Annotated in this window: 20 protein-coding genes; 7 read left to right on the top strand and 13 right to left on the bottom strand. The window is 46.1% G+C overall.

Going from position 1 to position 26,112, the window contains the following annotated elements:
• Nucleotides 1–404 precede the first annotated feature (404 nt).
• The 9 genes from QUA44_RS30680 to QUA44_RS10860 all read right to left on the bottom strand — a co-directional run bounded on the left by QUA44_RS30680 (nt 405) and on the right by QUA44_RS10860 (nt 14,043).
• A complete protein-coding gene (locus QUA44_RS30680; RefSeq protein WP_445243654.1) occupies nt 405–518 on the bottom strand; it encodes a TPR end-of-group domain-containing protein in 114 nt (37 codons plus the stop codon).
• Complete coding sequence (locus QUA44_RS10895; protein ID WP_333250571.1) at nt 497–1,468, bottom strand: tetratricopeptide repeat protein; 972 nt, start codon at nt 1,466–1,468, stop codon at nt 497–499. The genes QUA44_RS30680 and QUA44_RS10895 overlap by 22 nt, the downstream gene beginning before the upstream one ends.
• 295 nt (nt 1,469–1,763) lie before the next feature.
• Nucleotides 1,764–2,282: a Ycf51 family protein gene (locus tag QUA44_RS10890; protein WP_333250573.1), complete on the bottom strand. Its 519-nt coding sequence runs from the start codon at nt 2,280–2,282 to the stop codon at nt 1,764–1,766.
• Between the two features lie 295 nt (nt 2,283–2,577).
• Nucleotides 2,578–3,636: an adenylate/guanylate cyclase domain-containing protein gene (locus QUA44_RS10885; protein WP_333250575.1), complete on the bottom strand. Its 1,059-nt coding sequence runs from the start codon at nt 3,634–3,636 to the stop codon at nt 2,578–2,580.
• Complete coding sequence (locus QUA44_RS10880; protein WP_015177895.1) at nt 3,633–4,007, bottom strand: response regulator; 375 nt, start codon at nt 4,005–4,007, stop codon at nt 3,633–3,635. The genes QUA44_RS10885 and QUA44_RS10880 overlap by 4 nt, the downstream gene beginning before the upstream one ends.
• Nucleotides 4,000–7,719, bottom strand: a complete 3,720-nt coding sequence (locus tag QUA44_RS10875; RefSeq protein WP_333250577.1) for a response regulator — start codon at nt 7,717–7,719, stop codon at nt 4,000–4,002. The genes QUA44_RS10880 and QUA44_RS10875 overlap by 8 nt, the downstream gene beginning before the upstream one ends.
• Before the next feature lie 1,122 nt (nt 7,720–8,841).
• A complete protein-coding gene (locus QUA44_RS10870) occupies nt 8,842–11,355 on the bottom strand; it encodes an MASE1 domain-containing protein (RefSeq protein ID WP_333250579.1) in 2,514 nt (837 codons plus the stop codon).
• A gap of 721 nt (nt 11,356–12,076) precedes the next feature.
• Entirely contained in the window at nt 12,077–13,417 is a 1,341-nt protein-coding gene (locus tag QUA44_RS10865; protein ID WP_445243655.1) for an ABC transporter substrate-binding protein, read from the bottom strand.
• A 170-nt stretch (nt 13,418–13,587) separates the two neighbouring features.
• The gene (locus tag QUA44_RS10860) at nt 13,588–14,043 is read right to left on the bottom strand and encodes a hypothetical protein (protein ID WP_333309677.1); all 456 of its coding nucleotides are present in this window, start codon (nt 14,041–14,043) and stop codon (nt 13,588–13,590) included.
• 109 nt (nt 14,044–14,152) lie between these two features.
• Between QUA44_RS10860 and QUA44_RS10855 the strand changes: the two genes are divergently transcribed.
• Nucleotides 14,153–14,323, top strand: a complete 171-nt coding sequence (locus tag QUA44_RS10855) for a hypothetical protein (RefSeq protein WP_333250583.1) — start codon at nt 14,153–14,155, stop codon at nt 14,321–14,323.
• A 441-nt stretch (nt 14,324–14,764) separates the two neighbouring features.
• Here the strand turns inward: QUA44_RS10855 and QUA44_RS10850 are convergent, their stop codons facing one another.
• On the bottom strand, nt 14,765–14,902 hold the full coding sequence (locus tag QUA44_RS10850) for a hypothetical protein (RefSeq protein ID WP_333250585.1): 138 nt from the start codon (nt 14,900–14,902) through the stop codon (nt 14,765–14,767).
• A gap of 50 nt (nt 14,903–14,952) precedes the next feature.
• Here QUA44_RS10850 and QUA44_RS10845 point away from each other — a divergent pair, with 50 nt between their 5' ends.
• The 4 genes from QUA44_RS10845 (at nt 14,953) to fmt (ending at nt 19,990) form a co-directional block, all read left to right on the top strand.
• Nucleotides 14,953–18,141, top strand: a complete 3,189-nt coding sequence (locus QUA44_RS10845; protein ID WP_333250586.1) for an SUMF1/EgtB/PvdO family nonheme iron enzyme — start codon at nt 14,953–14,955, stop codon at nt 18,139–18,141.
• A 181-nt stretch (nt 18,142–18,322) separates the two neighbouring features.
• Entirely contained in the window at nt 18,323–18,583 is a 261-nt protein-coding gene (locus QUA44_RS10840; protein WP_333250588.1) for a DUF4160 domain-containing protein, read from the top strand.
• A 3-nt stretch (nt 18,584–18,586) separates the two neighbouring features.
• A complete protein-coding gene (locus QUA44_RS10835; protein WP_333250590.1) occupies nt 18,587–18,871 on the top strand; it encodes a DUF2442 domain-containing protein in 285 nt (94 codons plus the stop codon).
• A 108-nt stretch (nt 18,872–18,979) separates the two neighbouring features.
• Nucleotides 18,980–19,990, top strand: coding sequence for a methionyl-tRNA formyltransferase (fmt, locus tag QUA44_RS10830; RefSeq protein WP_333250591.1), 1,011 nt, complete (start codon nt 18,980–18,982; stop codon nt 19,988–19,990).
• 128 nt (nt 19,991–20,118) lie between these two features.
• Here fmt and sbcD read toward each other — a convergent pair whose 3' ends face one another.
• The 3 genes from sbcD to QUA44_RS10815 form a co-directional block, all read right to left on the bottom strand.
• Entirely contained in the window at nt 20,119–21,372 is a 1,254-nt protein-coding gene (gene sbcD, locus QUA44_RS10825) for an exonuclease subunit SbcD (RefSeq protein WP_333250593.1), read from the bottom strand.
• 67 nt (nt 21,373–21,439) lie between these two features.
• Nucleotides 21,440–22,084, bottom strand: a complete 645-nt coding sequence (locus QUA44_RS10820; RefSeq protein ID WP_333250595.1) for an SMI1/KNR4 family protein — start codon at nt 22,082–22,084, stop codon at nt 21,440–21,442.
• Nucleotides 22,085–22,458: 374 nt separating this feature from the next.
• On the bottom strand, nt 22,459–23,733 hold the full coding sequence (locus QUA44_RS10815) for an ATP-dependent DNA ligase (RefSeq protein ID WP_333250597.1): 1,275 nt from the start codon (nt 23,731–23,733) through the stop codon (nt 22,459–22,461).
• A 439-nt stretch (nt 23,734–24,172) separates the two neighbouring features.
• Here QUA44_RS10815 and QUA44_RS10810 point away from each other — a divergent pair, with 439 nt between their 5' ends.
• Both QUA44_RS10810 and QUA44_RS10805 read left to right on the top strand, forming a co-directional pair.
• Nucleotides 24,173–24,478 carry a glutaredoxin family protein gene (locus QUA44_RS10810; RefSeq protein ID WP_332970331.1) on the top strand — a complete coding sequence of 102 codons (306 nt, stop codon included), beginning with the start codon at nt 24,173–24,175 and terminating at the stop codon, nt 24,476–24,478.
• 31 nt (nt 24,479–24,509) lie between these two features.
• Nucleotides 24,510–26,003: a UDP-N-acetylmuramoyl-L-alanyl-D-glutamate--2,6-diaminopimelate ligase gene (locus QUA44_RS10805; protein ID WP_333250599.1), complete on the top strand. Its 1,494-nt coding sequence runs from the start codon at nt 24,510–24,512 to the stop codon at nt 26,001–26,003.
• The last annotated feature ends 109 nt before the right edge of the window (nt 26,004–26,112 follow it).

Here is a 26,112-nt window from a genome sequence, read left to right as displayed (position 1 = left end):
TTAATCCATTCTGAGTCGTGGAAGGGCAAGCCATCAGCTAAAGTGTAGATATCTTCCGCTGAGTCTCTCAGAGAATCAAAGGCTGGATTTGCGATCGCAGCTTTTAGCCATTCATATTCTTGTAGTTTTGCTTTGTCAATTAGGGCTGCTTCTAGTGCTTCGAGTCGCTTGAAATCTGCATAAGTAATGATAGCAGCGATCGCCCTTCCTTCCTGTTCTCTAACAATTCGTTCTCCAGTATCCTCTCGCGTCAGCTAGCTATCCTATGGTGTATCGCCATCAACAATCTACTTACAAAACTCGAAAATCTCACAGATCCGCACCATACAACGCGAGGGTTTTACCAACAATAATTGCCTGAAACCGATAATTTCATAAACCCGCCCGCACCCAACGGCAAATCCCTATCCTTGAATCAAGGCTTGAAACCGAACATCAGCTCGAATGCTGTCAAAATCCGAGTCAGTTTTTGCCATTTCTCGGTATTTGTCAGGATTCATATCGATCGCTTTCTGCAAATTCTGAATTGCTCGGTCAATTTGACTGTGTAACGCATAGCAGCAAGCCTGATGATAAATTTGAGATGTTTTATATTGTACCAGACTCGATCTCTATCTGGTTTGATTTCTAAAGCTTTATCGTAAGAGGCAATCGCATCTTCAAGCCAGCCTAAATCATTCAGTATATAGCCCCGACTATACCAGGCTTCGTGATGATCTGGTTTGATTTCTAAGGCTTTGTCGAAGGAGGCGATCGCATCTTTAAGCCTGCCTAAATTACCGAGTGCAAGGCCCCGATTGTACCAGACTTCGTGTAGATCTGGTTTGATTTCTAAGGCTTTATCGTAAGAGGCGATCGCATCTTCAAACAGGCATAAATTATGCAATGCAAGACCGCGGCTGTCCCAGGGTTGGTGTTTATTTGGTTTGATTTCTAAAGCTTTATCGTAAGAGGCAATCGCATCTTCAAGCCAGCCTAAATCATTCAGTATATAGCCCCGACTATACCAGGCTTCGTGATGATCTGGTTTGATTTTTAAGGCTTTCTCGTAGGAGGCGAGCGCCTCTTCAAGCCTGCCTAAATCATTCAGTATATAGCCCCGACTATACCAGGCTTCGTGATGATGTGGTTTGATTTTTAAGGCTTTCTCGTAGGAGGCGAGCGCCTCTTCAAGCCTGCCTAAATTACCCAGTGCATAGCCTCGATTGTACCAGACTTCGTGGTTTTCTGGTTTGATTTCTAAGGCTTTGTCGTAGGAGGCGATCGCCTTTGCGTATTCTTCAGCATAGATATATAAATAACTTTGTTCTAAAAATAATTCAGCTTTTTGTTCTGGTGTTTGCCCATCCTCATCAATTAAACCTTGAATCCTCACCAATTCGCGTTTCCGTGCCTCGGTCAAAGCTAAATAATCTTCTTGATTCCATCTTTCCGAAGCAGGCTGCTTTTTTTTAGATTCTTGAGTCATAATTAGATAGTTTTTTGATAATTTTAAAGTATTTTTTGTCGGCTATCTTAGTCTCTTAGAGAGGAAATTCGTTTGAAAAGAAGCGATTTCAATCGCCGAATTATCTAATGGTGCGGGCCGGCTTACGAGATTGTCTGTTGGAGGCAATTATTGTTTGTAAAACCCGCCCATACAGGATTCATCTGTTTGAAAAAAAGCGATTTCAATCGCAGAATTATCTAACGGTGCGGGCGGGTTTACGAGATTGTCTGTTTGAGGCAATTCTTGTTTGTAAAACCCGCCCATACAGCATTTATCAGGTTTGATACTTTTTCAGAATAGCAACTTTTTCGGGGTAGATGTCGATCGCCATTTTCTCATCATATCTCGTCGCGAGCGATCGCCTCACCTCGCCCAAAAACAGTGGCTGCGACAGCCCCGGCTCTGGATGTACGATCGTCCGAACGCGGATAGTCATGTAGTCTCTTCCGCGTCCAGAACGCCCTGGAGAGTACAAATCCGCAGCCACTTGCTGCATCGTTGCTTCTAACTCCGATTCAGTAATCGAAGGCGGCACAGTAACAACTGTTTGAGCGCCGCCAGTATCGTAAACTAAAGAATAGCGCACCGCGCCGGGAATTTCCGTGCGCGCAAACAGTCCCAAACCAAGACCAAATATACTCGCAGCAATTACGGCCATAAAGCTAGTAACTCCTACCAAACGGAAGCGAAAGCCCCATTTAAAAATAAATGCTATAACTGTTAAAACCAGCAAAGCCGCTGTCAGAATTCCTGCCCATTGGGCATACATTAATAGGTTAGAATTTACGTTCATTTGAGAATTATGTAATTGTTGACTGTTGACTGTTGACTGTTGGCTGTTGACTGTTAACTGTTAGCATTAGTTATTGGTAGTCACTAACAACTAACAACTAAAACGGGACAAATAACAACCTACAAATAATATCAAATCCGGTAGCATCCTCCTGCATTCATCTCTCCATTCTCTCTCTCTGTGTCCTCTGCGCTCTCTGCGGTTAAAAAAATCCAATTCAACCAAGAACGACATCACAAACAACCAATGCCAGTGACTGTTGACCAATGACCAATGACCAATGACCAATGACCAATTAAGCCTTTCGGCCCACAAGCAAATAAGTCATCATATCGCCTTTACCCTTCACTGGAATCACGCCGCGCTCTTGGAAAACGTACTTGTCCTGCAGGCGTTCGTAGGTAGCAACTGTCACCTGAATGCCGCCCGGTACCCCTTGAGATTCCATCCGCGAAGCTGTATTTACTGTGTCTCCCCACAAATCATAAGTAAATTTTTTAGTACCGATTACCCCAGCTTCCACCGGGCCCGTGTGGATGCCGATGCGGATGCTGAGGGGTTGACCTCCCTTGGCGTGCATCTTACCGATTGCTGTTTGAATGTCGAGCGCCATTTCGGCAATGCTTTCGGCGTGGTTGTCGCTCGGCTTAGGCAAACCGCCAACCACCATATAAGCATCGCCGATCGTCTTAATTTTCTCAAGTCCGTAGCGCTCGGCCAACTCGTCAAAAGCTGAAAAAATCTCGTTGAGCAATTCTACCAACTCCGCCGGCGACAAATGAGCCGAAAGCTTCGTAAAACCGACCAAATCGGCAAACATTACTGTTACCTCAGCGAAACTGTCGGCGATCGTAATTTCCCCTTCTTTGAGGCGCTGCGCGATCGGGCCTGGTAAAATATTTAACAGCAAACGTTCCGACTTTTCCTTTTCCTCTGCCAACTCCCGCAAATAAGTTTGCTCCTTATCCCGCAGCCGCTTCTTTTCCAGACAAGCACTAATCCGAGCCTTGAGCAATACAGGATTGAAAGGTTTAGAAAGATAATCCTCCGCCCCCAACTCAATACAGCGCACAATACTGTCGATATCGTCCACCGCCGAAATCATAATCACCGGGATGTGGCGCAAATTCTCGTCAGCCTTGAGATTTTCCAGCACCTGATAGCCGTTCATTTGCGGCATCATAATGTCTAGCAGAACCAAATCAAAAGGATCGCTTCGCAACATTTCCAGAGCTTGGAGACCATCTTCAGCAACAGTCACCAAATGGCCTTGACGCTGAAGTCGGCGGGCCAGCAAATCGCGGTTTACCTCATTGTCGTCAACAACCAGCACGCTGCCCTCGTCACCTTTCATGTCAGGGCCTCTTTCAGAAGCGTTTCAATTTTACCCAAAAGTCGGGGAAACTCCACCGGTTTGGTGTCGTAGTCATTGCAGCCGGCGGCAAGACACTTTTCACGATCGCCCGCCATTGCGTGAGCCGTCAGGGCAATCACCGGAATCCTGCTAGTTTCAGGAGCCGCCTTAATTTGCTGCGTTGCTTGCCACCCGTCGAGAACCGGCAGACTCATATCCATCAGAATCAAATCTGGTACTTTCGCGAGTGCCATCGACACTCCCTCAGCACCGTCAACAGCAATAAAGACCTCGTGTCCCTTGCGGGCCAGACGCCTGGAAAGCATATCCCTGTTCATTTCGTTATCTTCGACCAACAGGATTTTAGCCATTGGTTTTCTCCTTGCCTTTCGAGTCGTACCTGCGATCGAGCCTTTCATTTACTATAGAGCGAACATCGCGCAGCAAAGTATCGCAACTGTAGACTCCCTTTTGTAGCACCCGCTCGACGTAGCCGTTTAGCTGCTGGCTTTCTGCCGGTGTCAAGTTTTTCCCCGTGATCACAACAATCGGTATAGGATCTCCCGAATGGGATTTGCGAATTTCCCCGATCAACTCAAAACCATCCATTTCTGGCAACATCAAATCCAGTAATATCAGGTGCGGGCGAGCAACTTTTAGCCGATCGAGAGCAGCACGTCCGCTGTCAGCTTCCGTTACTGCCCAGCCTTGTGTTTCTAGTACGCATCGCAGTATTTCGCGCGTGGCAACGTCGTCTTCCACAATTAGAATCTGACAGGTCAAATTGTTACTTGCAAAGCCGTCTTGGTCGCGTCGGTACTTGTTCAACAAGGCAGCCAGCCGTTTGCCGTCCACTGGTTTGGTGAGGTAGTCCGAGGCACCCAATGCAAAGCCGAGGCTTTTGTTGCCCACAAAGGATAGCAGGATTACGGGAATTTCGGCAAGGTCAGGATCTGCCTTCAGCGCTGAGAGTACCGCCCAGCCGTCCATTCCGGGCATGATCACGTCCAGGGTAATGGCGTCTGGCCGTAATTGCTTAGCGAGCCGGAGAGCTTGCTCGCCACTGTCGGCGACTTCTATGTGCAGTCCTTGGCGACTGAGGGTGCGCTGAATTAAATCCCGCGAGATCGGGTCGTCGTCCACTACCAGCACCGTGCCGACAGCGGGGGCATCCGGAGGGCTCGTGCTGTCGTGGACTTTGTTGGGGATTTCCGGCTGTTTGATGGCGCGGGGCAAGAGCACGGTGAAAGTGGTGCCTGCGCCCAAGCTGCTGCTGACCTCAATGCTGCCACCCATCATCTGACAGAAGCGCTGGCTGATTGCTAGTCCCAAACCGGTGCCACCGTACTCGCGGGTAGTCGAGGCATCAGCTTGGGTGAAAGGTTGGAAAACTCGCTGCAATTGCTCTTGTGTCATGCCGATGCCGGTGTCGGCGACGCGGAAACTTAAAAATTCGGAGTTAGAAATTAAAATTTGGGAAGATTCCTCTTGATTTTTCATTTTTAATTGTTCATTTTTAATTCTTTCCACTCCGATCGCAATTCTCCCGTTTTGTGTGAACTTGGCAGCGTTGCTGAGCAAGTTAAGCAGCACTTGCCGCACTTTGGTCATGTCCGCGTGCATGGTGTCGAGGTTGTCTGGACAGTACACTTCTAGGGTATTACCGTTTTTCTCGACCAGCGGCCTGGCCGTGGCAACAGCACTTTCAATTAAGTTATGGATGTCGAAGCTTTCTAAGTAGAGATCCATTCGGCCTGCTTCAATTTTAGAAATATCTAGGATGTCGTCAATTAGGGACAGCAGGTGTTTGCCGGCGCTGCATATTTTTTCGAGGTCGGGGACGGATTCGCAACTGCCCAATTCTTCTGCTTCTTCTTGAAGCATTTCGCTGTAGCCGATGATGGCGTTGAGGGGTGTGCGAAGTTCGTGGCTCATGTTGGCGAGAAATGTGCTTTTTGCCCGGTTGGCGGATTCTGCTGCTTCTAGGGCCAACTGCATGGCGGATTCTGTCTGTTTGCGATCGGTGATGTCTTGGACTGTGCCTTCGTAGTACAAAACGCTGCCGTTTTCGTCGCAGATGCTGCGGGCGTTTTCGGCAATCCAGATTTTGCTACCGTCTCGGCGGTATATTTGGGATTCAAATTTTGACACTTGGTGGCGCGCGCGCAATTGGGCCATAAACTCGGCGCGCCGATTGGGGTTAACGTAAAATTGACGGTTGATCTCGGTGAGTTCGGCAAGCATTTGGGTACAGGATTCGTAGCCGTAAATTCTGGCTAGTGCGCTATTGCCGCTGAGGTAGTGTCCGGTCGGCGTTGTCTGGAATATGCCTTCGACTGCGTTTTCAAAGATGCTGCGGTATTTTGTTTCGGATTGTCTCAAGGCTGCTTCTGCTCGCTTGCGCTCTAGGACATTGGCGAGCATTTCTCCTACCATTTTTAGCTGTGTGGATATTTCGGTTGCTCGACCTGCTGTTTGCTGTTTGCCATCTAATCCGATAAATCCTACTAGGTTTTTACTAGAAATTAGGGGAATAATTATCAGCGATTGAATATTTTTTAGCTGTTTTTTAAATTCTAAATTATTTAGCGAAGTGCCAATCGAATGTATTGAGGCGGTTGCTGTTTGATTGACTGTTTGGGATGGGGAGTCGGTCTGCAAGTGGGCTGGATTTTGACCGATAAAATACCCAATTTCGGCTTTGGCTGGGGGCGGGAGTTCGCCGACTTCTGGAATATAGAGGCATTCGGCGCGATCGAGTTTTTCTGCGATCCAAGGGATTTGTGCGATGTCTATTTTTTTATTGGTGCTGTCTTTAATTGCCGAAATGCTTCCCGCGCACCACTCGTAGGTTTTGTCTGCGCGGGTTTTGTCGAATGATAACAGGTAGATGTAACTGCGGTCAAACCTGATCGAGGTGGCGATCGCTTCTAGAGTGCGATCGATGCCTTTGTCTATTTCTGATAAGGGCTGGATGATGAAATGGGTTGACAAACGGGCAATCAACTGAGCGAATTCTATTCGATATTGCAAAGATTCTTCTGTTTTTTTGAGTTCGGTAACGTCTCGAAAGCTCCAGACTCTACCGACTGTTTTCGCTCCGACTTTTGAGGGCAACGAATTTAATTCCAGAATTTTTCCGTCTTTAAATTCTAATAATTCGCTGATTTGAGTATCTGAATCTGCCGACACTTTGAGCACGTTTTGGAGAAATCCTTGCGGGTCTTTTAATTGTTCCCTGTCGAAGGGGAATCCTGTTTCGAGCGGTTTTTTGACTGTGCCGAAGGTTGATCGGCTCAACTTTCCTTGGCTGGCTGACAACCCCCACATCTCTACAAATTTCTGATTATAATTACATATATTGCCGTTTCTGTCAACCGCCAGAATTCCTGCATCTGTAGATTCTAGAACTGCTTGCAGCATCGAGAGCGATTGCTTGTGTTCTCTAATGTCAAAAATGTCAAAAAACACCAAGACTGATATTTCGCTGCCCTCAACTGCGGGATGGAAAAAATAGGAAACTGGTAAAATCTTGCCGTCGCGACACAAAAACTCGTCGTCCCAATTGCTGCAAGGTTGACCGGAGGCGATCGCCTCTGGTAAATCTAGTGTAGGTGCGATCGTCGCATCTTCAGTCTTGCTTGGCGACTGTTTCGGAGCCGTCAAAACTTGGGATTTGTTGCCTTTGTTTTGCTTCCCGATGCGCTCTAGCAGGGAAACGCCTGCAAGTTCCGACTCTCGCCATCCCAGCAAGCGTTCTGCCTCTGGATTCACCGAGATTACACAGCCCTTCGCGTCAAGGATACACAATCCCGCCCCCAAACTGTTGACACTCGCCCGCAGTCGATCGAATTCTGAAGCTGTTGGAGAGTCTTGAGTGGACTGGGGCGAGTCAGTTAAATCCTTTAATGCCACCGTCTCCAAGTTAAAACAATCTTCCTGCTGAAGTTCTTGCTGACTCTGAACTCGGTCATAGCTACAACTTACCTGCTCTAATAAAAGCTGCCACTGCTCAGCAGTGGGAAGGGGTGACTCGCCGACTAAACCGAGCTGTTCGAGTTGGCGCTGGAGGTGGGGGTGCATATTTTCTGGCGCTTTGTAGGCAACTTTCTACAGTATATCTTTTTAATTAATAGTATATATACGTAGGTATACAGTAGGGGACAAGTACGCGATCAAAGTCTATCACAGGTTTTATTGAGAAGCCGAGGGATCATCTCTCCTCTCCAAAATCTTTCAAACTGCACTAATTATATTAATTCTCAGAACTTTTAAGGGTTGTCAACCAACCAATCCTCTGAATGTCGGCAGCACGCTCAAAAATAATAATATCATCTTATCAAGTCAATACTCAGGAAAGTTTGGGTAACGATACTACAAGCTTTACAGGGCAAGGAGCATAAAAAAATCGAATTAAATTCAATCCCGGGGTGGATCTGACATTGATTTAATTATCCACAGTCGATCAAAGTCAAGCGAGAATCCGCCATTGGGCTATAGAAAAACTGTTCGGAATATTAATCAAGTGAACTTAGCCTCAAAAACTAGGTGGCCGCCAAAAAACGATCGCGGACGCGGGTACTGGACAGGAAAATTTATTATTCCCATGCCAGCGGAAATGATTTCAGCACTTTTCGTCTTTACTCATAAATTAATTAGGGTGCTCTAACCCGCCCTAATCTTCTACCTCTATAGCACAATACGGTTTACTTAAGAGGGCGGGTTTTGCCTTGATACAGTCGATTATTTCATAAATTCTGAGCTGAACCTGCCCCTACCGCAATATGGTTGACTTAAGAAATTCGTCAAAAAGCCTTAAGTAAACCGTATTGCTCTATAGCAATCTTCGCATCATTTGTGAACTTATTACTCCCTCCCCTTACCAAGGGGATGGTTGAGGTGGGGTAAAATTTTTACGACTCATTTAAGATTACTCTATATTAAAAAAACCTAGGAAAAAAGCTGAGTTAATAATGTGATAAATTATGTGTCAAATCTCTCTAACTGCCAGCAAAATGATCGGCCAATTGCGGAGGTATAGCAGTGGACAGTTGACAGTTGACAGTTGACAGTTGCATAACGGGAATCAAACCATTGATGCAGTACGGGTATCGGCTCTATTCATGAAGTTATTTATGTCCTCACCGATGTGGCGGTTGCTATAAATAAAAGTTGCAGGCATCGAAAATAACTGTCAAAAAAATATTAGTTGTCAGACTTTTCGGTTGAGATCGAAAGGTCTGTGAAAATAGCTGGCAGCCGAATGGTAAAGGTAGAACCTTTGTCCACCTCGCTGAATGCGGTAATGTCTCCGCCCATCATTTCGCAAAATTTCTTAGTAATCGTCAGCCCCAAACCAGTGCCGCCGTACTTTTTAGTAGTTGAGGAATCGGCTTGGGTGAAAGGCTCAAAGATTTTGGCTAACTGTTCTGGACTCATGCCAATGCCGGTATCTTTGACCGTAAAAATGATCCAATCTTGAGCGGAAGATAAGAGAGACAAGCTATTTTCAGCTTGGCCACCTTCTCTGTATGCTCCAATTTTTTTGCCTTTCTTTGCAGCGTCGGCGGGGGTTTCGACGGATCGGGTAACGGCGAAGGTAATCGCGCCGGAGCAAGTAAATTTCGCGGCATTGCTGAGGAGGTTGAGCAGAGACTGCCGGAGTTTAGTCAAGTCGGTCTGCATCGAGCCAATATTCTCGGGGCATTGTATTTCTAGGATATTGCTATTTTTGTCTGCCATCGGCGCGATCGTGGCAACTACTTCCTCAACCAGAGTTGAAATGGTGAAGGTTTCGACGTGCAAGTCGGTGTGGCCTGCTTCAATTTTGGTCAAGTCGAGAATATCTTTAATCAGGTCTAGTAGGTGCTTGCCGGCCGTGTTAATTCTCTGGAGGTCGTCGATGAACTCTTCGGCACCAAGGTCTCGGGCGTCTTCTTGCAGGATCTCGCTGTAGCCGATGATGGCATTGAGGGGGGTTCTGAGTTCGTGACTCATGTTGGCGAGAAAAATGCTTTTGGATCTATTGGCAGCTTCGGCGGCTAATGCGGCGCGGCGGAATTCTTCGGAACGCAAGCGTTCGGTGATGTCGGTGGTCATGATTAAAACGCACTGAGTGCTGCCAAGGTCGATGAGTTCCACTGACAGCAGCCAGTCGCGCACTTCGCCGGCTTTGGTGCGAATTTTGATTTCTTGGTTGCTGATTGAATTTTGTGCTTGCAAAATCTGGGCGAGCCGCCTCCCGTCTTCTGAATTGACAAATATTCCTAAGTCGCTGGCAGTGCGGCCGATAAATTCGTGCTGCAGCCAGCCTAATGAGCGCAAAAAGCTTTCGTTGGCATCGAGGAAGCATCCGTCTGTGAGGGTGCAGATGCTGATCCCGACTGGGGAGGCGTGAAAGGCCTTGGAAAATCTTTCTTCTGAAGAACGCAGGGCGGCTTCGGCTTGCTTTCTGTCTGTGATGTCTTGGACGGTGCTGGTGATGTAGAGGGAGGTGATGGCGGCTTGTTCGTAGACTGTGCGGTTGCTGCCGTCGGGGAGTATGAGCCTGTAGTCGATGCTGTAAGGCTGTTGCTGAAATAAAGCGGCTTCGATCGATGTTTTGACTAATTCTCTGTCTTCAGGGTGCACGTATTCCAAGAAGGCTTCCAGGCTGGGTTCAAAACTTCCCGGTTGCTGTCCCAGGATGCGGTAAATTTCCTCTGACCACCGCAATTGCTGGGCGTTGCGGTCTAAGTCCCAGTTGCCTAGCTGGGCGATGCGCTGGGCGTTAGCGAGGCTGGCTTCGCTGGCGCGCAGGGAGGCTTCTGCTTGGTGGCGTTCGGCGACGGTGGCAGCTAAGACTAAGCCGGTGACGGCGATGACGGCGATGAAGGCTTGCAGGGATAACAGTGCTTGGGGGATGCTGCTGGCGTGTTTGAGAAAGGGGCCGCTGCCTCGGGCGATGCCCCAGATGGCGAAGCCGCAGAGGATGAGGTTGGAGAGGGCGGTGTAGCGCTGACCGAATCGAAAGGCAGCCCAAACTACTAGGGGAAATGGTAAGTATTCGAGGGGATAGCGGGCGTAGGCGGCGCGGGTGCGGGAGCAAAAGACGAGCCACCCGACTGCTAGTAGCAGCAGCAGCCAAATCGCTCGTTCAGCTATCTGTTTGCGATGGATGGGGACTTTGGGCAATTGTTGCCACGTCAGCAGCAGCGGGGCGACGAGCACAATTCCCATAGCGTCTCCTACCCACCAAGTCCCCCAAATCGTGCCAAAATTGCTCCAGCTAGATAAACCGGTCAGGCATACGAGGATGCTGCCGATGGTGGAGTTGATCAGGGTAGAGCCCAAGGCTGCTAGTCCGACTATTCCTAAAACGTCTTTGAGCCGATCGAGCCCGGGGTTAAAGTTAATGCCCTGGAGTAGATAAGTTCCCGTCCAGGCTTGCAGGGTTCTGGCGCCAGCCGAGATCAATGCCGTGCCGATGTTGGCCGACGGTACGCTCATGCTGAACAGGAAGCCTCCGATCGCAATTCCCGGCCACAGTTGCCGCCCGAACAGCAGCAGGGCGACTTGGGCAATTCCTGCTGCTGGCCACATGGGGTAGATTTCGGAACTCAGGGTGAGGGTGGAAATTGCGAATTGCGATGCCAAATAGTAGATTAGGGCGATCGCGCCTACTGCGAGGAAGTACCGCCAGGAATGTCCTTTGATTGCATTAAGGAACTTTGTCTGCATGGTCGTTTGGGGAAAAGGTGGACGGTTGTTGGGGTCTCAGTAGGTGGCACGGGACAGGCAGAGGGTAGAGAAAATGTTTCTATTAGGTGATGGTAGGTCATGGGTGGTAGGTACTGGGAGAAGCTTTTGATCTCACTTTTTGTGGTGCCGTTGAGGGAGCGGTTTTTTTGTTCGATCAAATCTGCCCATGAATTTCGGGAGTATCGCTTTTTTGTAAATATATCTCTAATGGCTAAGCAATTGGTTTGTAATTTTTTGGTTTTTGTTAAAATTTTATTACCGAGCGACAGCGGGTGTCTTTTTGTGTCGGGCGATCGTAACTCTATTCACCCTAACATCTTGCATCATGCTCAATAATACCTAAAATACCTAAAATACCAATAATAGCGACTTCAGTTGACCGTTGACAGTTGACAGCTTGCCCTGAGCGAAGTCGAAGGGTTGACAGTTGATAGCGACCTCTACATGGAAGGAAGAGGATTGGAGTAATGAATAGTCTTCTTTTAATTTCTCCCTACAAGGGAGAGGTTTTAAACCAATTATTTTTGGTAAAATCTCTGCTTTTAGGTCTGTTTGGGGCCAGCAACACGGTTTCTGATTAGAAGTGCAGGCTGGAGTGATTTTCACGCTTATTTTTAACCAATCAATCGAGGCTTTAAGTCTTTCGCTCGAATACAGTGAAAGCGGATAATTTACAGCTAAGAAAAATATTTTTTCTTGTCTATTTGTCCTTGGCTATTGCAATATCTAAGGTTAGTGTCAAACGCTCTTGAGATTCTTTAAGGGCGTCTTGGGGGTTGCGGCCGAGAAGGGTTGCCTCTATGGCGCGACCGAGGTTTTCTGATAGGCGAGAGTAACCTGATATAATCGGTCGCGCTCTGGCTGAGTTCATTTGCTCTAAAAATACTTGCAAAACAGGGTTTTTTTCCACAAAGCTTTGATAAGCTTGGCTCTGTCTCGATTTTAAGTTAATGGGCAAGTAACCTGTTCCCAATGCCCATGCTGTTTGGAATTCTTCACCTATAACGTATTCTAAGAATACTAGGGCTGCTCGCTCTCGTTCTGGCGAGGTTTTCATTAAAAATAGGTTTTCACCCCCTACGACGGCTGCGGGGCGTTTGAGAATCGGTAAAGGCATTGCTGCGTAGTCGATCGCACTTTGCTGCAACTGTGCTAGCGTCCACGGCCCGGTGATTTGCATGGCGACTTTCCCGGCGATGAAGTTGTCGAGTTCGTAACCGCGTTCGGGTGCTGACAATATTGCTGAACCTTCTTTTAACAAGTCGCTCCACAATTCTAAGGCGGCGTGAGAACCGGGATTATCTATTTGGGGTACAGGACTTTGAGGTGTTTTGCCTTTGAGTTCGCCGCCTGCGCTGAACATGAATGGCAGCCAGGTAAATACTGTCCATTCTCCTTTGCCTAGGGGGAGCACTATGCCGTGTTGGTCTGTGCGGCCGTCTCCGTTGGTGTCTCGCGTGAGCGATCGGGCTACTTGCTTTAATTGCGCCCAATTCTGCGGCACTTCTTTGATTCCTGCCGCTGCAAATAAGCTGGGACGGTAAAAGATGGCGACGTTGTTTGTCGCTAGGGGAACTGACCAAGTGTGTCCGCCGAGTTCCATTGACTCGAAGAGTGCCGGGTAGATTTCCGCTTTCCGGGGTGATTTATCGAGCCAGTTTTCTAAGGGTTCAATTGCGTTGAGTTCTGCTAGTTTTCCTGAAATTGTAGCAGCATTCCAAAGCAAATCTGGCGGTGCATTTCCAACTATTGCTGTTAGTATTTTTGGCAGTTGTTGGTCGGGCTGACCGATGTAAATTGGTTTTATCTGGATGTTGGGATGTGTTTTATTGAATTGATCTGTGAGAGTTTTAAATACGTCGCGATTTGGCGGGGGATTTATGCCGTGCCACAGTGTGAGTTCGATGGGTTCGCCGTTTTTGGATGCTGGGGTTGTGCTGTTTTGACAGCCGTTTAATATTAGCAAATTTAAGATAAGTAAAATGCCGACAGCTAGTTTTAGTTTCATATTTATTGTTTTGGATAATTTAGATAAAATCATTTTTTAGTTTTATTTAGGGAAGAAGATTTTTTTAACCGCAGATGAACACGGATGCACGCGGATAGTTAGAGGTTGTTCAATTGACAGTTGACAGTTGACAGTTGACAGTTGACAATTGACAGCTACCTCTACCTAGAAGGAAGAGGATTGAAGTAATGAATCGTCTTCTTTTAATTTCTCGCCTTTAAGGGAGAGGCTTTAAACCAATTTTTTCTGGTAAAACTGGCTAAATCTAGAAAATCGGCGGGTAGCTGATTTGTCTCTCCTTCTGAGGTATTTTGAAACAAAACTGTGAAATCTCCGGCTCCTAGTTTATCCTGCGGCCACATCCGATAGCAAGGAATTTCTGTCAGGTGCGATCGATATTTTGCTAAATGAGGAACTGTGACAGGCTGAAATTCGGGGAACCTGCTTAACAGCCATTCGTTGACTTGTTCGTTTTCTGCGGTTAAATAAGTGCAGGTCATGTATGTAAGATAACCTTGCGGCGCTACAATTTTAGCATAATTGGCTAAGATTCTTTTTTGGCGGTTGGCATTGCTGTTGATGGTGACATGATGAAAGCATCCGGGTGCTTTGTCTCCTTTTGCTAAGAGTGATTGACCTGTACAAGGAGCGTCTACTATTACTAAATTAGCAGTTTTTGGTATCTTTTCGGCAAATATTTTTTAATCGAGGTTCGCGGTGGCGGATGGTTGAATTTAACAGCGTTTTAAATTAGAGATAAGCATTCCCATGCGTTTGCCTATGGCTTCGTTGCACAAGAGCAATTCTGGGTTTAATGTTTTCCAGGCAAATACACTTTTGCCTCCGGGGGCGGCTCACATATCTAATATTAGTTTGATTGGTTGGGGTATTGTTAATAAGGTGGAGGCGGCGAAGATTGAGGAAAAGTCGAGACAGTAGTAATGTCGTCCTTGAGGTAAGGAATGTTTTCCCGGCTGGGATTCTCAGGCTAGTCTATCTACAAATTGCGGTTGCCTAAAAACTGGAATTTCGACAGTAAATGGGTTTTCTGTGGGTTTGGGTTGCATCCACAAGATAGCAGGATTAAAAGCTTGGGGATTTGTGACAGAATGAATAAACTTTTATTGTGCGGCGGTGTCTCCAAATAAGCTGCGGCTGAGTTTAAGCAGGAGATTAGACGGCTTTTCCATGTTCGAGGAGATATGATCACACTTTTGACAACTTTACCACCTATAGATTGTAGGCGATCGTCCTTCGGAACACCCCTCTCTCAGTTTAATAAAGCAGTCCTAGGGTGCGTCGCCATTAAAAATCCCAAAGAGGGGGGAGGGGGTTTTGATCGTTTGTCGATGGGTAGCAAATATGTGGATGAACCCGCCTCTAAATGGTAAAATTATGGGTATAATCTTCAATAAAATCCGTAGGGACGGGTTCACCGCTCAATTTTGCCGCCCACCAATCATCTGAATAAACCCGCCCCCACCCCAGCAACAGCCCCAAATAACGCTTAGATTCCATCAATATCTGGTTGATCAAACCTTAACCATACAAAATAGGAGCAATTTTTTATGACGAAAGTATTACCAGGGAAAAAAAGTGTTTTGGTTCAGATTAGAGATGATGCTAATACGAAATTTTTTTCGACGAAATATCAAGCAGATATCCAAGCTGAAACCGCCCTCTCTATTGCTAATATTAATGCAGACACTGCGCTCTCTATTGCCAAGATTAATTCAGAAAACGCTAACCAACAAATAAAACTACAAGAAAATATTTCTATTCTCCAAGCCTTGCAACATCAAGCCACCCTTGATGTCACAAGGGAAGAAGGCGAATTAAACCGAGATTTACAGCAATACCTCGCAGAAATGAATAGTGCTTGTCAACGCAATGAAGGTATGCTAAACCGCGAGTTACAATATAAATTAGCGGATTTAAATTGGGCTTTTCAAGCCAATGAAGGCCAACTCAACCGCGAACACAGCGCCCAACTAGAAGTATTGCGCGCCGAATTGCAAAAATTCTGCATCGCCGAACAGCGTCAACTCCAACTAGAATTAAAACAGTTAGATGCTCTATTAGCACGAGAGATTGCTCAGGCAAATCGCGAAACAGCAATGGCCATCATTGTCAAACAAAAAAACTTAGAAAATTCCCCAATTTTCGTCACCGCCGAAAACCTTATTGCCAACATCAACCCCGAAGATACACCCATTTTACGAGTTTTCTTATCACCGCCAGTCTTGACTCACGATGCGGCTAGACCAAATCAAAACTTTCCGGTATCTGAGGAATTTTTAAGCAATTATCTGCGAAACTTCCTAGACAAGTATATCACCGACGGCCGGCCAGTACAATTTATGGGCGGTTATTGGCGGAGTAATGTTTTTCGGGAAGAAGCGGCGGCGGAAAACTTATTTGCAGGTTTGCGGGTAATTCCCACACTCATTTTAGACTCATCCGCCACGCCCGATGACTTTTATTTGCGCTTTGGCTTTTGGCATATTAACTTTAAAAAATATCGCTACCAAACCCCAATTAATAAGTTACCTTGGGTTGAGGTATTGTATGATTGTGCCAAACAACGGGCTGTGAATTGGCAAGGGAAACGACAAGCGTATATTGACTCTGGTAAGCCTGTGGCTGATTTTGATAGCCGTTATGGTGAGGAAACAGTTCAAGGCTATCAGCAAAATTTACGAATTTCGGAAATTGAACGCCGTGCTCTAGAGGAAGGAGAAGATTTAAGCGAAATTCATCGCCCTTATCATTTGCACAAAAATGATTACAATGATTTGGCCGAATTTATCGGGATATTCCATGCTTTAATCGCCGGGTTAATTGTTGATGAATATTGTCTGATGTTTCTGCCTCCAGATGAGCGGAAAACACCTTTACTGCCGCAGTTAATCCCGGAAATGTTGGCAAAAATGCCCGCAGAGGAACAGGAGACTGTCATAGAAATTGCAGTGGGTTATTATCAGGCATTATATGACAACTTGGCTGAAGAACAGTCGGCATTAATTCCTGATTTGCGTTTGGATTTAGCTGTATCTCTGTTGAGTTTTGCTGATAAGCAGTGGGCCGCAGCACAGTTATATTTGTCTGTCCAAGATTGGTTAAAACTGCATGGTTTGCCGATTCCAGAACAAAGTCAGTTATTAAATGCTTTGGCTGCGGCTTTAACCATTGATGATTTGCCCTATTTAACCAAGCTAAATCAATGTTTGCAAGGTTTGGGCGCGAATTTACAACTAAGCGTCATTGAGTCTTGTTGGCAACGGGGTTTACAACGGGCAAACAATGGGGAATATTCCTCGGCAATTACAGATTTTTATCAAGTTTTACAGTTAGATAGTTCTCGCTTAGACGCGAATATTCAGCGCGGTTTGGCTTATTATCAAGTTGGCGATTATGAGGGCGCTATCGCAGATTTTGACCTGGTACTGCGATTAAATCCTAATGATGCTCATACTTACCATCATCGCGGGCTAGTTTATCATAAATTAGGACAGTTAGAAAAGGCCATTGAAGATTTTAATCGCGCTTTGCAAATTGATCCGAGTTTACCAGGTGTTTCGCACACTCGCGATGTTGCTTTAAGTGTATTAAAGGATAGAAAATGGGAAGCGGAAGTAAAGATTCAACGCCGGGAAGCAGAAGAAAGCGAACGTCAACAGCGCGAAGCCGAAGCCGAACGTTTGCGCCGGGAGGAAAAAGCGAGTAAAGGTAAAGAATTTACTTTTGAAATCATTACGGTGGACAAGAATGGGAAACAAAATAACAAGCAGTCGGGGAAAGGTTATCAAAAAAACGAAGATTTAGGCAATGGAATTAAGCTGGAAATGGTGCAGATCCCAGCGGGTAGTTTTATGATGGGTTCACCGTCTGGAGAAGGTAATGATAATGAACACCCGCAACATCAGGTCACTTTTGCCCAACCATTTTATATCGGAAAATATCCCATTACCCAAGAACAATGGCAAGCGGTGATGGGAAACAACCCTTCTAATTTTAAGGGTGCAAAGCGGCCTGTAGAAAATGTATCGTGGAATGATGCTGTAATTTTTTGCCAGAAGCTATGGGAGAAAACAGGGAAAATCTATCGTTTGCCGAGTGAGGCCCAATGGGAATATGCTTGTCGCGCAAATACAACAACACCTTTTCACTTTGGTCCAACAATTACCCCAGATTTAGTTAATTATGATGGCAATGTTCCCTACGGTTGGGCGCCCAAAGGACTTTATCGCCAAGAAACAACGCCAGTGGGGAGTTTTCCGCCCAATGCCTTTGGTTTATACGATATGCACGGGAATGTTTGGGAATGGTGTGCTGATCCTTGGCATGGCAATTATAACGGCGCACCATCCGATGGTAGTTCCTGGGGAACTGGCGGAGATAATAACCGGGTGCACCGTGGGGGTTCGTGGTTCGACTATGCGGTCTTTTGCCGTGCTGCCAACCGCAAGTACCTCTCTGTGGGCTACTCGAACTTGCACAGGGGTTTTCGTATAGTGGAGGCTTTGGCTCTCCAGCCGGTAGCCGAAGTCGAGCATTTGCGCCGGGAAGCAGAAGAAAGGGAACGTCAACAGCGGGAAGCGGAAGCCGAACGTTTGCGCCGGGAAGCAGTAGCAATAGCACCTCAACGTCAAGCAGCCGCAGCGGAACCTTTGCACCGGGAGGAAGAAGATAGCGGAGGGGGGTCTTGCCTGTGTGTAATCTTCTTTGCTTTTTTGCTCTATTTCATTTTCCGGTAGTGCGTTAGCGCTCAATTTTTATTTCGGGGAAGTGGCGATGAGTGGGTAGAAACCGGGTTTTTCTAGGAAAATACTTCGTTACAGCCAACAGATTCGCTAAACAACCGTCAATAGATTTCATTCGGTATATAATGAACAATTCAGGAATCATTTTCCAACCGATAATGGAGAAGGCGAGATAATGCCAGAAATTAGCCGTTTTTTAGGTATCATCATCACCATGTACTACAAAGACCACCCGCCTCCAAATTTTCACGTCCGCTACAATCAACAAAAAGCTATCATTGATATCGAAACTCTTTCGATTTTAGAAGGTAAACTTTCCCCCCGCATCTTAGGTCTAGTTATAGAATGGGCGGCTATTCATCAGACAGAACTAATGCAAAACTGGCAACTAGCTAGAGTTCAATCTCCTTTAGAGCCTATCACACCGTTGGAGTAGAAAATGCTTAAAGATATTATCTCGGTTAAGCCGTTTGAATTATATCAACTACATCTCAAGTTTGAAGACGATATAGAGGGAGTTGTTGATATCAGTCAACTGATTGAATTTACGGGAATTTTTTCCCCTTTAGAAGACCTTAGTTACTTTGTTAAAGTCAAAGTTAATCCAGATATGGGAACTATTTATTGGGAAAATGGAGCCGATTTAGACCCGGATGTTCTCTACTCAATTATTACCAATCAGCCAATCGGTACGTATAAAAAAGAATCTGTCAGTAGATTTTAGATTTAGTATACAGATAAAAATCTTGCTGTCACAACCGCGGCAGCTTAAAATGATACCATGAATGAATTACTAATCATTCAAAAAACCTATGTACTTAACTAAAAATCTATGAAAATTGTTTTTTTTGGTACTCCCGACTTTGCTGTTCCTACTTTGTCCAGTTTACTGAGTCATCCCGAATTTGAGGTGGTGGCTGTGGTGACTCAGCCGGATAAACGCCGGGGAAGGGGCAATAAATTGATGCCTTCACCTATTAAAGATGTGGCTTTAAATCACAGTCTCCCGGTTTTCGGGCCGCGCCGCATTAAGAAGGATACGGAAACTATTGCTATGTTGCGGGAAGCGGAGGCGGATGTTTTTGTGGTGGTGGCTTACGGGCAGATTCTTTCTCAAGAAATACTGGATATCCCTAGTTTGGCTTGCGTTAACGTTCACGGTTCAATTTTGCCGAAGTATCGCGGTGCCGCGCCGATTCAGCGCTGTCTTTTTGACGGGGAAAAGACAACAGGAATTACTACTATGCTGATGGATGCTGGGATGGATACTGGGGCGATGCTGTTGAAGGCTTTTGCTGGTATTTCACTGTTGGATAATGCTGATTCTTTGGCGGATAGGTTGGCGGAAGTTGGGGCGGATTTGTTGGTGGAAACTTTGGTGAAATTGAGGGACGACCAAATTGAAGCTGTTGTTCAAAATGATGCTGAGGCGACTTACGCACCGATGATTAAGAGTGCAGATTATGTGCTGGATTGGTCGCAAAGTGCGATCGCGCTTCACAATCAAGTTAGGGGCTTTTACCCGGATTGTACTACGACTTTTCGCGGTAATTCTTTGAAGGTGATTGCTACTGTGCCACTCGGGCCGGAATATTGGCTGCAAATGCCGCCGGAGTTGAGGGTTTTGGAACGCGATTGGCCGCTTTTAGCCCAGTTATCGGGCGTAAATGGGGAGGTTGTCAGGGTTGTGAAGGGCTTTGGGGCGATCGTCCAAACCGGTGATGGTTTGCTATTATTGCGAGAGGTACAGTTGGCGGGGAAAAAGGTGCAGTCTGGGGTGGATTTTGCCAATGGAACTCGGTTGGTGGCGGGCGAGGTTTTTGGGATGGTTGAAGTTAAATAAATGAGTGGTAGGGAGAAACCGGGTTTCTGCGAATCATTTGGGTTGAGTACGAAAAATATAGGAAGAAACCCGGTTTCTGAGATTGTGTAATAAGGATAATTTACCTACCGAATATTACCGGATATTACCTAAAATTCGACCAAAAGTTCCTCCAAAACTTCCTCTTTCCCGCCCAACAAACCCTGCGCGGCTTCTAACATACTCTCAGAAAAATCTTTCAAATCTTCCCGACTTGCTAAATAAGTTTTCAAAGCTTCTAAAGGTTCTATACTATTATTAGCATTCAATTCTGGCAACCTCGGCCTCGCTAGCTGACTGACTAATTCCGGCTGGATTGTGTAGCTGTGGGCTTCGCCTAGAAGTGCGTGCAATTCTGCGTTATCTATTAAGTCTAATTGTTCCGATCGCAATTGGTAAACTAATCTCACCACAGCATCTTGGATTTGCTTCTTCCCAATGGCTTTAACCAAGTCAGCTTGCGGGTTTTCCGATTCAGACACCTTTACCTTAATCGTCAGAAACACTCGCACGGGTAAGGCGCAAAATTCCCACTCAGCTTTCCCTCGTTCTAAATTAATTAACACAAAACCTTTGTCTTCTTTCTCTTCGCTAAAATCAACTCGTTCGATGCTTCCCGGATAAATTACGGGCGGATTGTTGGATAAATTCAGATTTTGGTGTTTGTGAACGTGACCGAGGGCTACGTAGTCAAAACAAGGGCGTGTTAGCATGGAAACGGGTATGTTAAAACCTTTACCAACTGCTAAAAAACGTTCCGCGCCCAAGCTTGCTTTATCTGCCATTAAGTGCGCTAATAGTACGGTGGGGATTTCGGGGTTGAGACGGCGAATTTCTCCTTCTAGGGCGATCGTCAGTTTTTCGGTTAATAATTGGTTAACATCGCCCATAGAAAGGCTTTCAGTCTCCGATCGCGTCATTAAGGTCGATCGCGTCAACCAAGGCAGTGTAACCACCTGTACGGGGCCATTACGGGTCTGTATGAGGTGAGTTTCCAGGCGATCGCCTACAATAAACTTAGGTATTCCCAAAGTCCGGTAAATCCCCAAACTCGCGCCGCCCTGTCCCTGGGAATGTTGGTCGTGATTTCCTACTAGCAAAACCGTGGGAATTTGCGCGTCAACTAAGCGGCTGAATTGCCGCGCAAAAGCTTCTTTTACAAACGGTGGCGGCGTTGAATCCGGGAAAGCATCGCCCCCGAATATAACTAAATCTACGGGTTCAGAAATTGCCCTGTCCATACATTTACTCAAGGTAGCTGCGAAGTCTTCCAGCCGCGTATTTAAGCCAGTTTCTGGATTAACGCGGCCGTGAGAAAAGCCACTTCCCATGTGGATATCTGAAAGGTGAAGAATTTTAATCATTGTTTTCTTTGTGAGTTGTAATTGAGGTTCTATCGTTCGGACTTCAGTCCTCAGCTTGCAAAGTATTTTATGTTTTTATAGGTGCTAATTCGACGCTGTGTCGATTGGGATTGATGCGTTTATCGATCGCAAAAATTGCCTTTTCTTCCTCCAACCCGATTTCGTGAAACTCTTTAAACAAACATTCTAACTCAATTTTTGCAATAACAGTTTCCAGCCACTTATCAAAAGAATCGCATTCAATGCTTCTCAAAGGTTCGTTTTTGCACTCAAAACTGATAATTTGTCCAGGAGTGCCGTCAAAACAGCCTTTTGTATCCACAACCCGCAGCCACAAATCATCTACTTTCATAAACGGAATCCATGCTTTGTTCCAATATTCTCCGGGCTGCCATTCTTGAAAATTAACTTGACTCTGGGTGTCCCAAGATTTTTTCTCCTTCACAATAGATGCCAAAGATAAAATACTCCTGCCATGTTCAAAAGGCAACAGCCACTTATTTTCTGAACTCTCATAAGCCGAACCGTTATACCAGCGATAAAAATCATAAAAAGTTTCGGGAAGCGATTGTTGGTAACGTTTTTTAAACAAGTCGATTTCCGTTTCGATTGCACCGGAATTTAGCAAATTTTGCGCGTCGGGACAGTAGCGCTTTAAGCTTTGGGCGAAGGTACGAACCAGAGGGTTGCGGGGCTGAAAAAGTTGTTTCATACATCATAATATCATGCCGGGGACTTTTTGATAAATTTGGGCGATCTGGCAGCGAAAATCTATACTTATCAACTCTGATATCAATTCCGTTAGCATCGAAATTATTCATTTCTCTCTGACCTCTCTGTGTTCTCTGTGTTCTAGTAAGGTTAAATCATTCCGATGCAACCGGAAACGATATAACTCATCTCCTTGCCCGTAAGTTTGAGAAACCCAATTTTCCTCAGCATTGAGTCGAAAACATTCAATTTGGATTTCAGATTGATAAGGATGTAGAAATTGTTTTTGCTGAAAAACATTGATTCGTCTTATTTTCTTCAGTCTGCGGAGGCAGACATCGTTTATGTAGACGCGGTTTCAACCGCCGTCCTATTTTAACAAATTTCCAAGAATCGCGCGTGCCACAATTTGCCACTTTCCGTCAATCCCTGCGATCGCACTTTAATTTTAACTCCGCGAGGGTTAGCCTCGTAGAGTCGGGCAATTTCCTGCATTTCCCCGCTGCTAAAGCCCGTTCCCACTGTTCCTACCCGCAGTAATTTGCCCCCAACTTCTTGCGCGACTTCGATCGCACTAAAGGGCCGCCCCGCAACTTTAGTCGGTGTCAACCCGACAATCAACAACTCGTATTCCTGACAGTATTTAGTCCGCACCATCGGAAACTTCTTCACATCTTTCCCGCCGACATAACAGCAGTTGTGCAAAATCCAAACTTCGCCTTCTCTGTTTTCAGATTCCTGCTGATTTGCTAATAAAAGTTTTTCAGCGGCGGTGCGATAAGTCGGTACAATTTCAAATTCTGAAGATAAACTTACCAGCAATTCACCAACTGCAACCCCGGCGGCAATTCGTTCCGATTCTGCCAACCCAGTCAAGTCTTTGCCGTGGGAAAACAAACATTTGAAAATCGCATAAACGGCGGTTGGTTGGGTCGTCGGGAAACCCATTTCAATATTAACTGTAGCAGCTTGCGCGCCCGTGCGGTGTTCGCTACCGGTACAGCTTTTGTAATACAGTTCGCCGTCTAAAACAAAGGTGCCAATTTGAGCGGCTGTGTCTGTTAAGGCGCGATCGATCGCAATTGATGCTTGTTGTCGCAGGTTAGTCGATCGCGATTGATAGTATACTTTATCTGGCGTCGCCACAACCACAACTCGGTTGCCGTCCCGCTTTGGCTGTCCCCAATAATCGGGATTTTCGATGTAATAAGAACGTTCCACCGGCGCATCAACCGGCTGCATCGTCACAATCCTTCCCGGCTGCAAATTCGCAGGTAATTCGGGAACAATCGGATTGTTTGCAGTCTCTATTTTGGCAGCAGCCTTTGATTTTGCCGCCGGAGTACCATTGGTGCTAGACTTGCTTTGAGTGTTGTTAGTCGGCTTTTCTCCAGTTTCCAACTCAAACGCTCTTTGCCAAAATCCCACCGCCATTTCCGGGTATCCTTCCGACTCCGCACACAGCGCAAAACCAATAACTTTTGCCGTACCGATGCCGCGCCCGTAATCAGCCAAATACTGCACCGCCCCCGCTTCACCCATCAGGTGCAATTCCCGCGTGACGATGCGATTGTTCCAACGTTCTCGAATATCGGCGCTAATTTTTTTGGCTGCTTTTCGCTTGGCTTCTGCGTATTCGGTGCAGTCCATAATGCCTCCTTTTGGTAGGGCTATTTGTACACTATAATCAAGCTTGATTCATGAGTCAAGTAAATAGATGTCATTGCGAATGAAACGAAGTGGAGTGAAGCAATCGCAGAGATTCGGTGATTTCTCTTAATTATGCAGCACTATTAAGAAATAAACCTAACTATTTGATTTGTGAACTAGATTTAGTTTTTCACCGCAGAGGGCGCAGAGGGCACAGAGGAAGAGAAGCAAGAGATCCATCGGCTGGTATTTACATTGAGATGGCAAATTGCAGTAATCGGTTCGCCGCCAATGCTAAGATAACGTCGATCGCGCATTCATGCCAATCATGCCGGGGCTTGCTGCTTGCGAAGTCTGGTTCGCCAACTTCCGTTAGCGAAGCCCTCGAAGAGGATCGCACGATCGAGCATTTAAGATCAAGTCTAATTGTACTGTTATGATGCGATTAATTTTGTACAGCAAACCCGGATGCCACTTGTGCGAAGGGTTGCAAGAAAAACTCGAACTGATTGAAAGCATCAAGTTTCAATTGGAAGTACGAGACATTACCGAACGCGATGACTGGTTTCAAGCTTATCAGTACGAAGTGCCAGTTTTGTTTAAAGTGCAGCCTCAGCCAATAAATTCTGCTGGCGATGCTGCATTCTCCCCAGAAGAACAATTACCTCGTCCTTCTCCCCGCTGCACAGTCCGACAATTGGAGCAAATGTTACAGAAATATTTGCAAACCGATCAGTCAAAATAGATTCAACCCAGTTTTGCCAGGAGTGATCGACATGAATTTGAGAGAATTATTAGCAGCAATTCCCGGCATTTCCTTTGACACCCAACATCCCGCCCTCGATGCAGAAGTCAAGGGTTTATCGACTAATTCCCACGCTTGTGGGGCGGGAGATTTGTTTTTGGGAATGCCGGGAACTCGCGTCGATGGGGGAGATTTTTGGCAAAGCGCGATCGCCAGTGGTGCAATTGCCGCCATAATTTCCACCCAAGCAGCCGAGAAAACACCACCCAAAGACGGGAGTACCTGCGTCATCGCAGCAGCCGATATGTCTCAAGTTTGCGGTCAAATAGCAACCGCATTTTATGGCAATCCAGCTAACAAATTAAAACTTGTCGGCGTTACCGGTACCAACGGCAAAACTACCACAACTCATTTAATCGAATTTTTGCTCAATCAAATGCAGTTGCCAACCGCGATTTTTGGCACGCTTTACACTCGCTGGCCCGGTTTCCAACAAACTGCACTTTACACCACACCTTTTGCGGTTGACCTGCAAAAACAACTAGCAGAATCTGTCGCCGCCGGATGCAAATACGGCGTGATGGAAGTCAGTTCCCACGCTTTAGCGCAGCAGCGAGTTTTGGGCTGTACTTTTGAAGTTGCTGTGTTTACAAACTTGACTCAAGACCATCTCGATTATCACCGCGATATGGAGGATTACTTTGAGGCGAAATCTCTGTTATTCGGTTCCGATTATCTCAAGAATCGCGCGGTGATTAATATTGATGATGCCTACGGACGGCGGATTGTTGAAAGCTTAAAATCGGAGAAAATTTGGAGTTACAGCACAACCGATAAAACTGCTGATTTGTATGCTTCAAATTTACAATATCAGCCAGACGGAGTTAAGGGAATGCTGCACACTCCCAAGGGCGAAATTGCTTTTGTTTTGCCTTTAGTCGGTCAATTCAATTTATCAAATATGTTGGCTGCTGTCGGTGCTGTTTTGGAATTGGGTTTAGATTTGTCCGCAATTGTGGAGAATTTATCTCAGTTTTCGGGAGTACCGGGACGGATGGAACGGGTGCAAATTAGTCCCGATCAAGATATTAGCGTTATTGTTGATTACGCGCACACTCCTGATAGTTTGGAGAACTTGTTGAAGGCTTCGCGGCCGTTTATTCCCGGTAAAATGATTTGTGTGTTTGGTTGCGGTGGCGATCGCGATCGCACGAAACGCCCGATCATGGGTAAAATCGTGGCAGAATTAGCCGATTTAGCCGTTGTTACTTCCGACAATCCGCGTACCGAAAATCCCGATCGCATTTTAGAAGACGTTCTAGCAGGTATCCCCGCCACCGTAAAGCCCGTCGTGATGTGCGATCGCGCCGCAGCAATTCGTACTGCTATTATGGACGCTAAACCCGGAGATGGCGTGCTGATTGCCGGAAAGGGACACGAAGATTATCAGATTTTGGGCACCGAAAAAGTCCATTTTGACGATCGAGAACAAGCGCGAGATGCCTTAAAAGCCCGAATGAATTAATTTCGCTTAACGGTTAACGGTTAACCGTTAACCGTTACCTGTTCGTTGGGTAGCAAATTTGTTATATTTTTGAGTATTTATACGATGGCAAAATCTGATTTGCACTACT

Source organism: Microcoleus sp. N9_A2 (genome assembly GCF_036701775.1).
Lineage (GTDB): Bacteria > Cyanobacteriota > Cyanobacteriia > Cyanobacteriales > Microcoleaceae > Microcoleus.
Note: the sequence above shows the minus strand (reverse complement) of the source record. Positions and strands in the feature narration are given on the sequence as shown.

Bases quoted from the DNA above. Each gene is read 5' to 3' on its own strand.
- QUA44_RS10895 (WP_333250571.1), bottom strand. From the start codon at position 1,468: ATGACTCAAGAATCTAAAAAAAAGCAGCCTGCTTCGGAAAGATGGAAT.
- QUA44_RS10890 (WP_333250573.1), bottom strand. From the start codon at position 2,282: ATGAACGTAAATTCTAACCTATTAATGTATGCCCAATGGGCAGGAATT.
- QUA44_RS10885 (WP_333250575.1), bottom strand. From the start codon at position 3,636: ATGAAAGGTGACGAGGGCAGCGTGCTGGTTGTTGACGACAATGAGGTA.
- QUA44_RS10880 (WP_015177895.1), bottom strand. From the start codon at position 4,007: ATGGCTAAAATCCTGTTGGTCGAAGATAACGAAATGAACAGGGATATG.
- QUA44_RS10875 (WP_333250577.1), bottom strand. From the start codon at position 7,719: ATGCACCCCCACCTCCAGCGCCAACTCGAACAGCTCGGTTTAGTCGGC.
- QUA44_RS10870 (WP_333250579.1), bottom strand. From the start codon at position 11,355: ATGCAGACAAAGTTCCTTAATGCAATCAAAGGACATTCCTGGCGGTAC.
- QUA44_RS10865 (WP_445243655.1), bottom strand. From the start codon at position 13,417: ATGATTTTATCTAAATTATCCAAAACAATAAATATGAAACTAAAACTA.
- QUA44_RS10855 (WP_333250583.1), top strand. From the start codon at position 14,153: ATGCGTTTGCCTATGGCTTCGTTGCACAAGAGCAATTCTGGGTTTAAT.
- QUA44_RS10850 (WP_333250585.1), bottom strand. From the start codon at position 14,902: ATGGAATCTAAGCGTTATTTGGGGCTGTTGCTGGGGTGGGGGCGGGTT.
- QUA44_RS10845 (WP_333250586.1), top strand. From the start codon at position 14,953: ATGACGAAAGTATTACCAGGGAAAAAAAGTGTTTTGGTTCAGATTAGA.
- QUA44_RS10840 (WP_333250588.1), top strand. From the start codon at position 18,323: ATGCCAGAAATTAGCCGTTTTTTAGGTATCATCATCACCATGTACTAC.
- QUA44_RS10835 (WP_333250590.1), top strand. From the start codon at position 18,587: ATGCTTAAAGATATTATCTCGGTTAAGCCGTTTGAATTATATCAACTA.
- fmt (WP_333250591.1), top strand. From the start codon at position 18,980: ATGAAAATTGTTTTTTTTGGTACTCCCGACTTTGCTGTTCCTACTTTG.
- sbcD (WP_333250593.1), bottom strand. From the start codon at position 21,372: ATGATTAAAATTCTTCACCTTTCAGATATCCACATGGGAAGTGGCTTT.
- QUA44_RS10820 (WP_333250595.1), bottom strand. From the start codon at position 22,084: ATGAAACAACTTTTTCAGCCCCGCAACCCTCTGGTTCGTACCTTCGCC.
- QUA44_RS10815 (WP_333250597.1), bottom strand. From the start codon at position 23,733: ATGGACTGCACCGAATACGCAGAAGCCAAGCGAAAAGCAGCCAAAAAA.
- QUA44_RS10810 (WP_332970331.1), top strand. From the start codon at position 24,173: ATGCGATTAATTTTGTACAGCAAACCCGGATGCCACTTGTGCGAAGGG.
- QUA44_RS10805 (WP_333250599.1), top strand. From the start codon at position 24,510: ATGAATTTGAGAGAATTATTAGCAGCAATTCCCGGCATTTCCTTTGAC.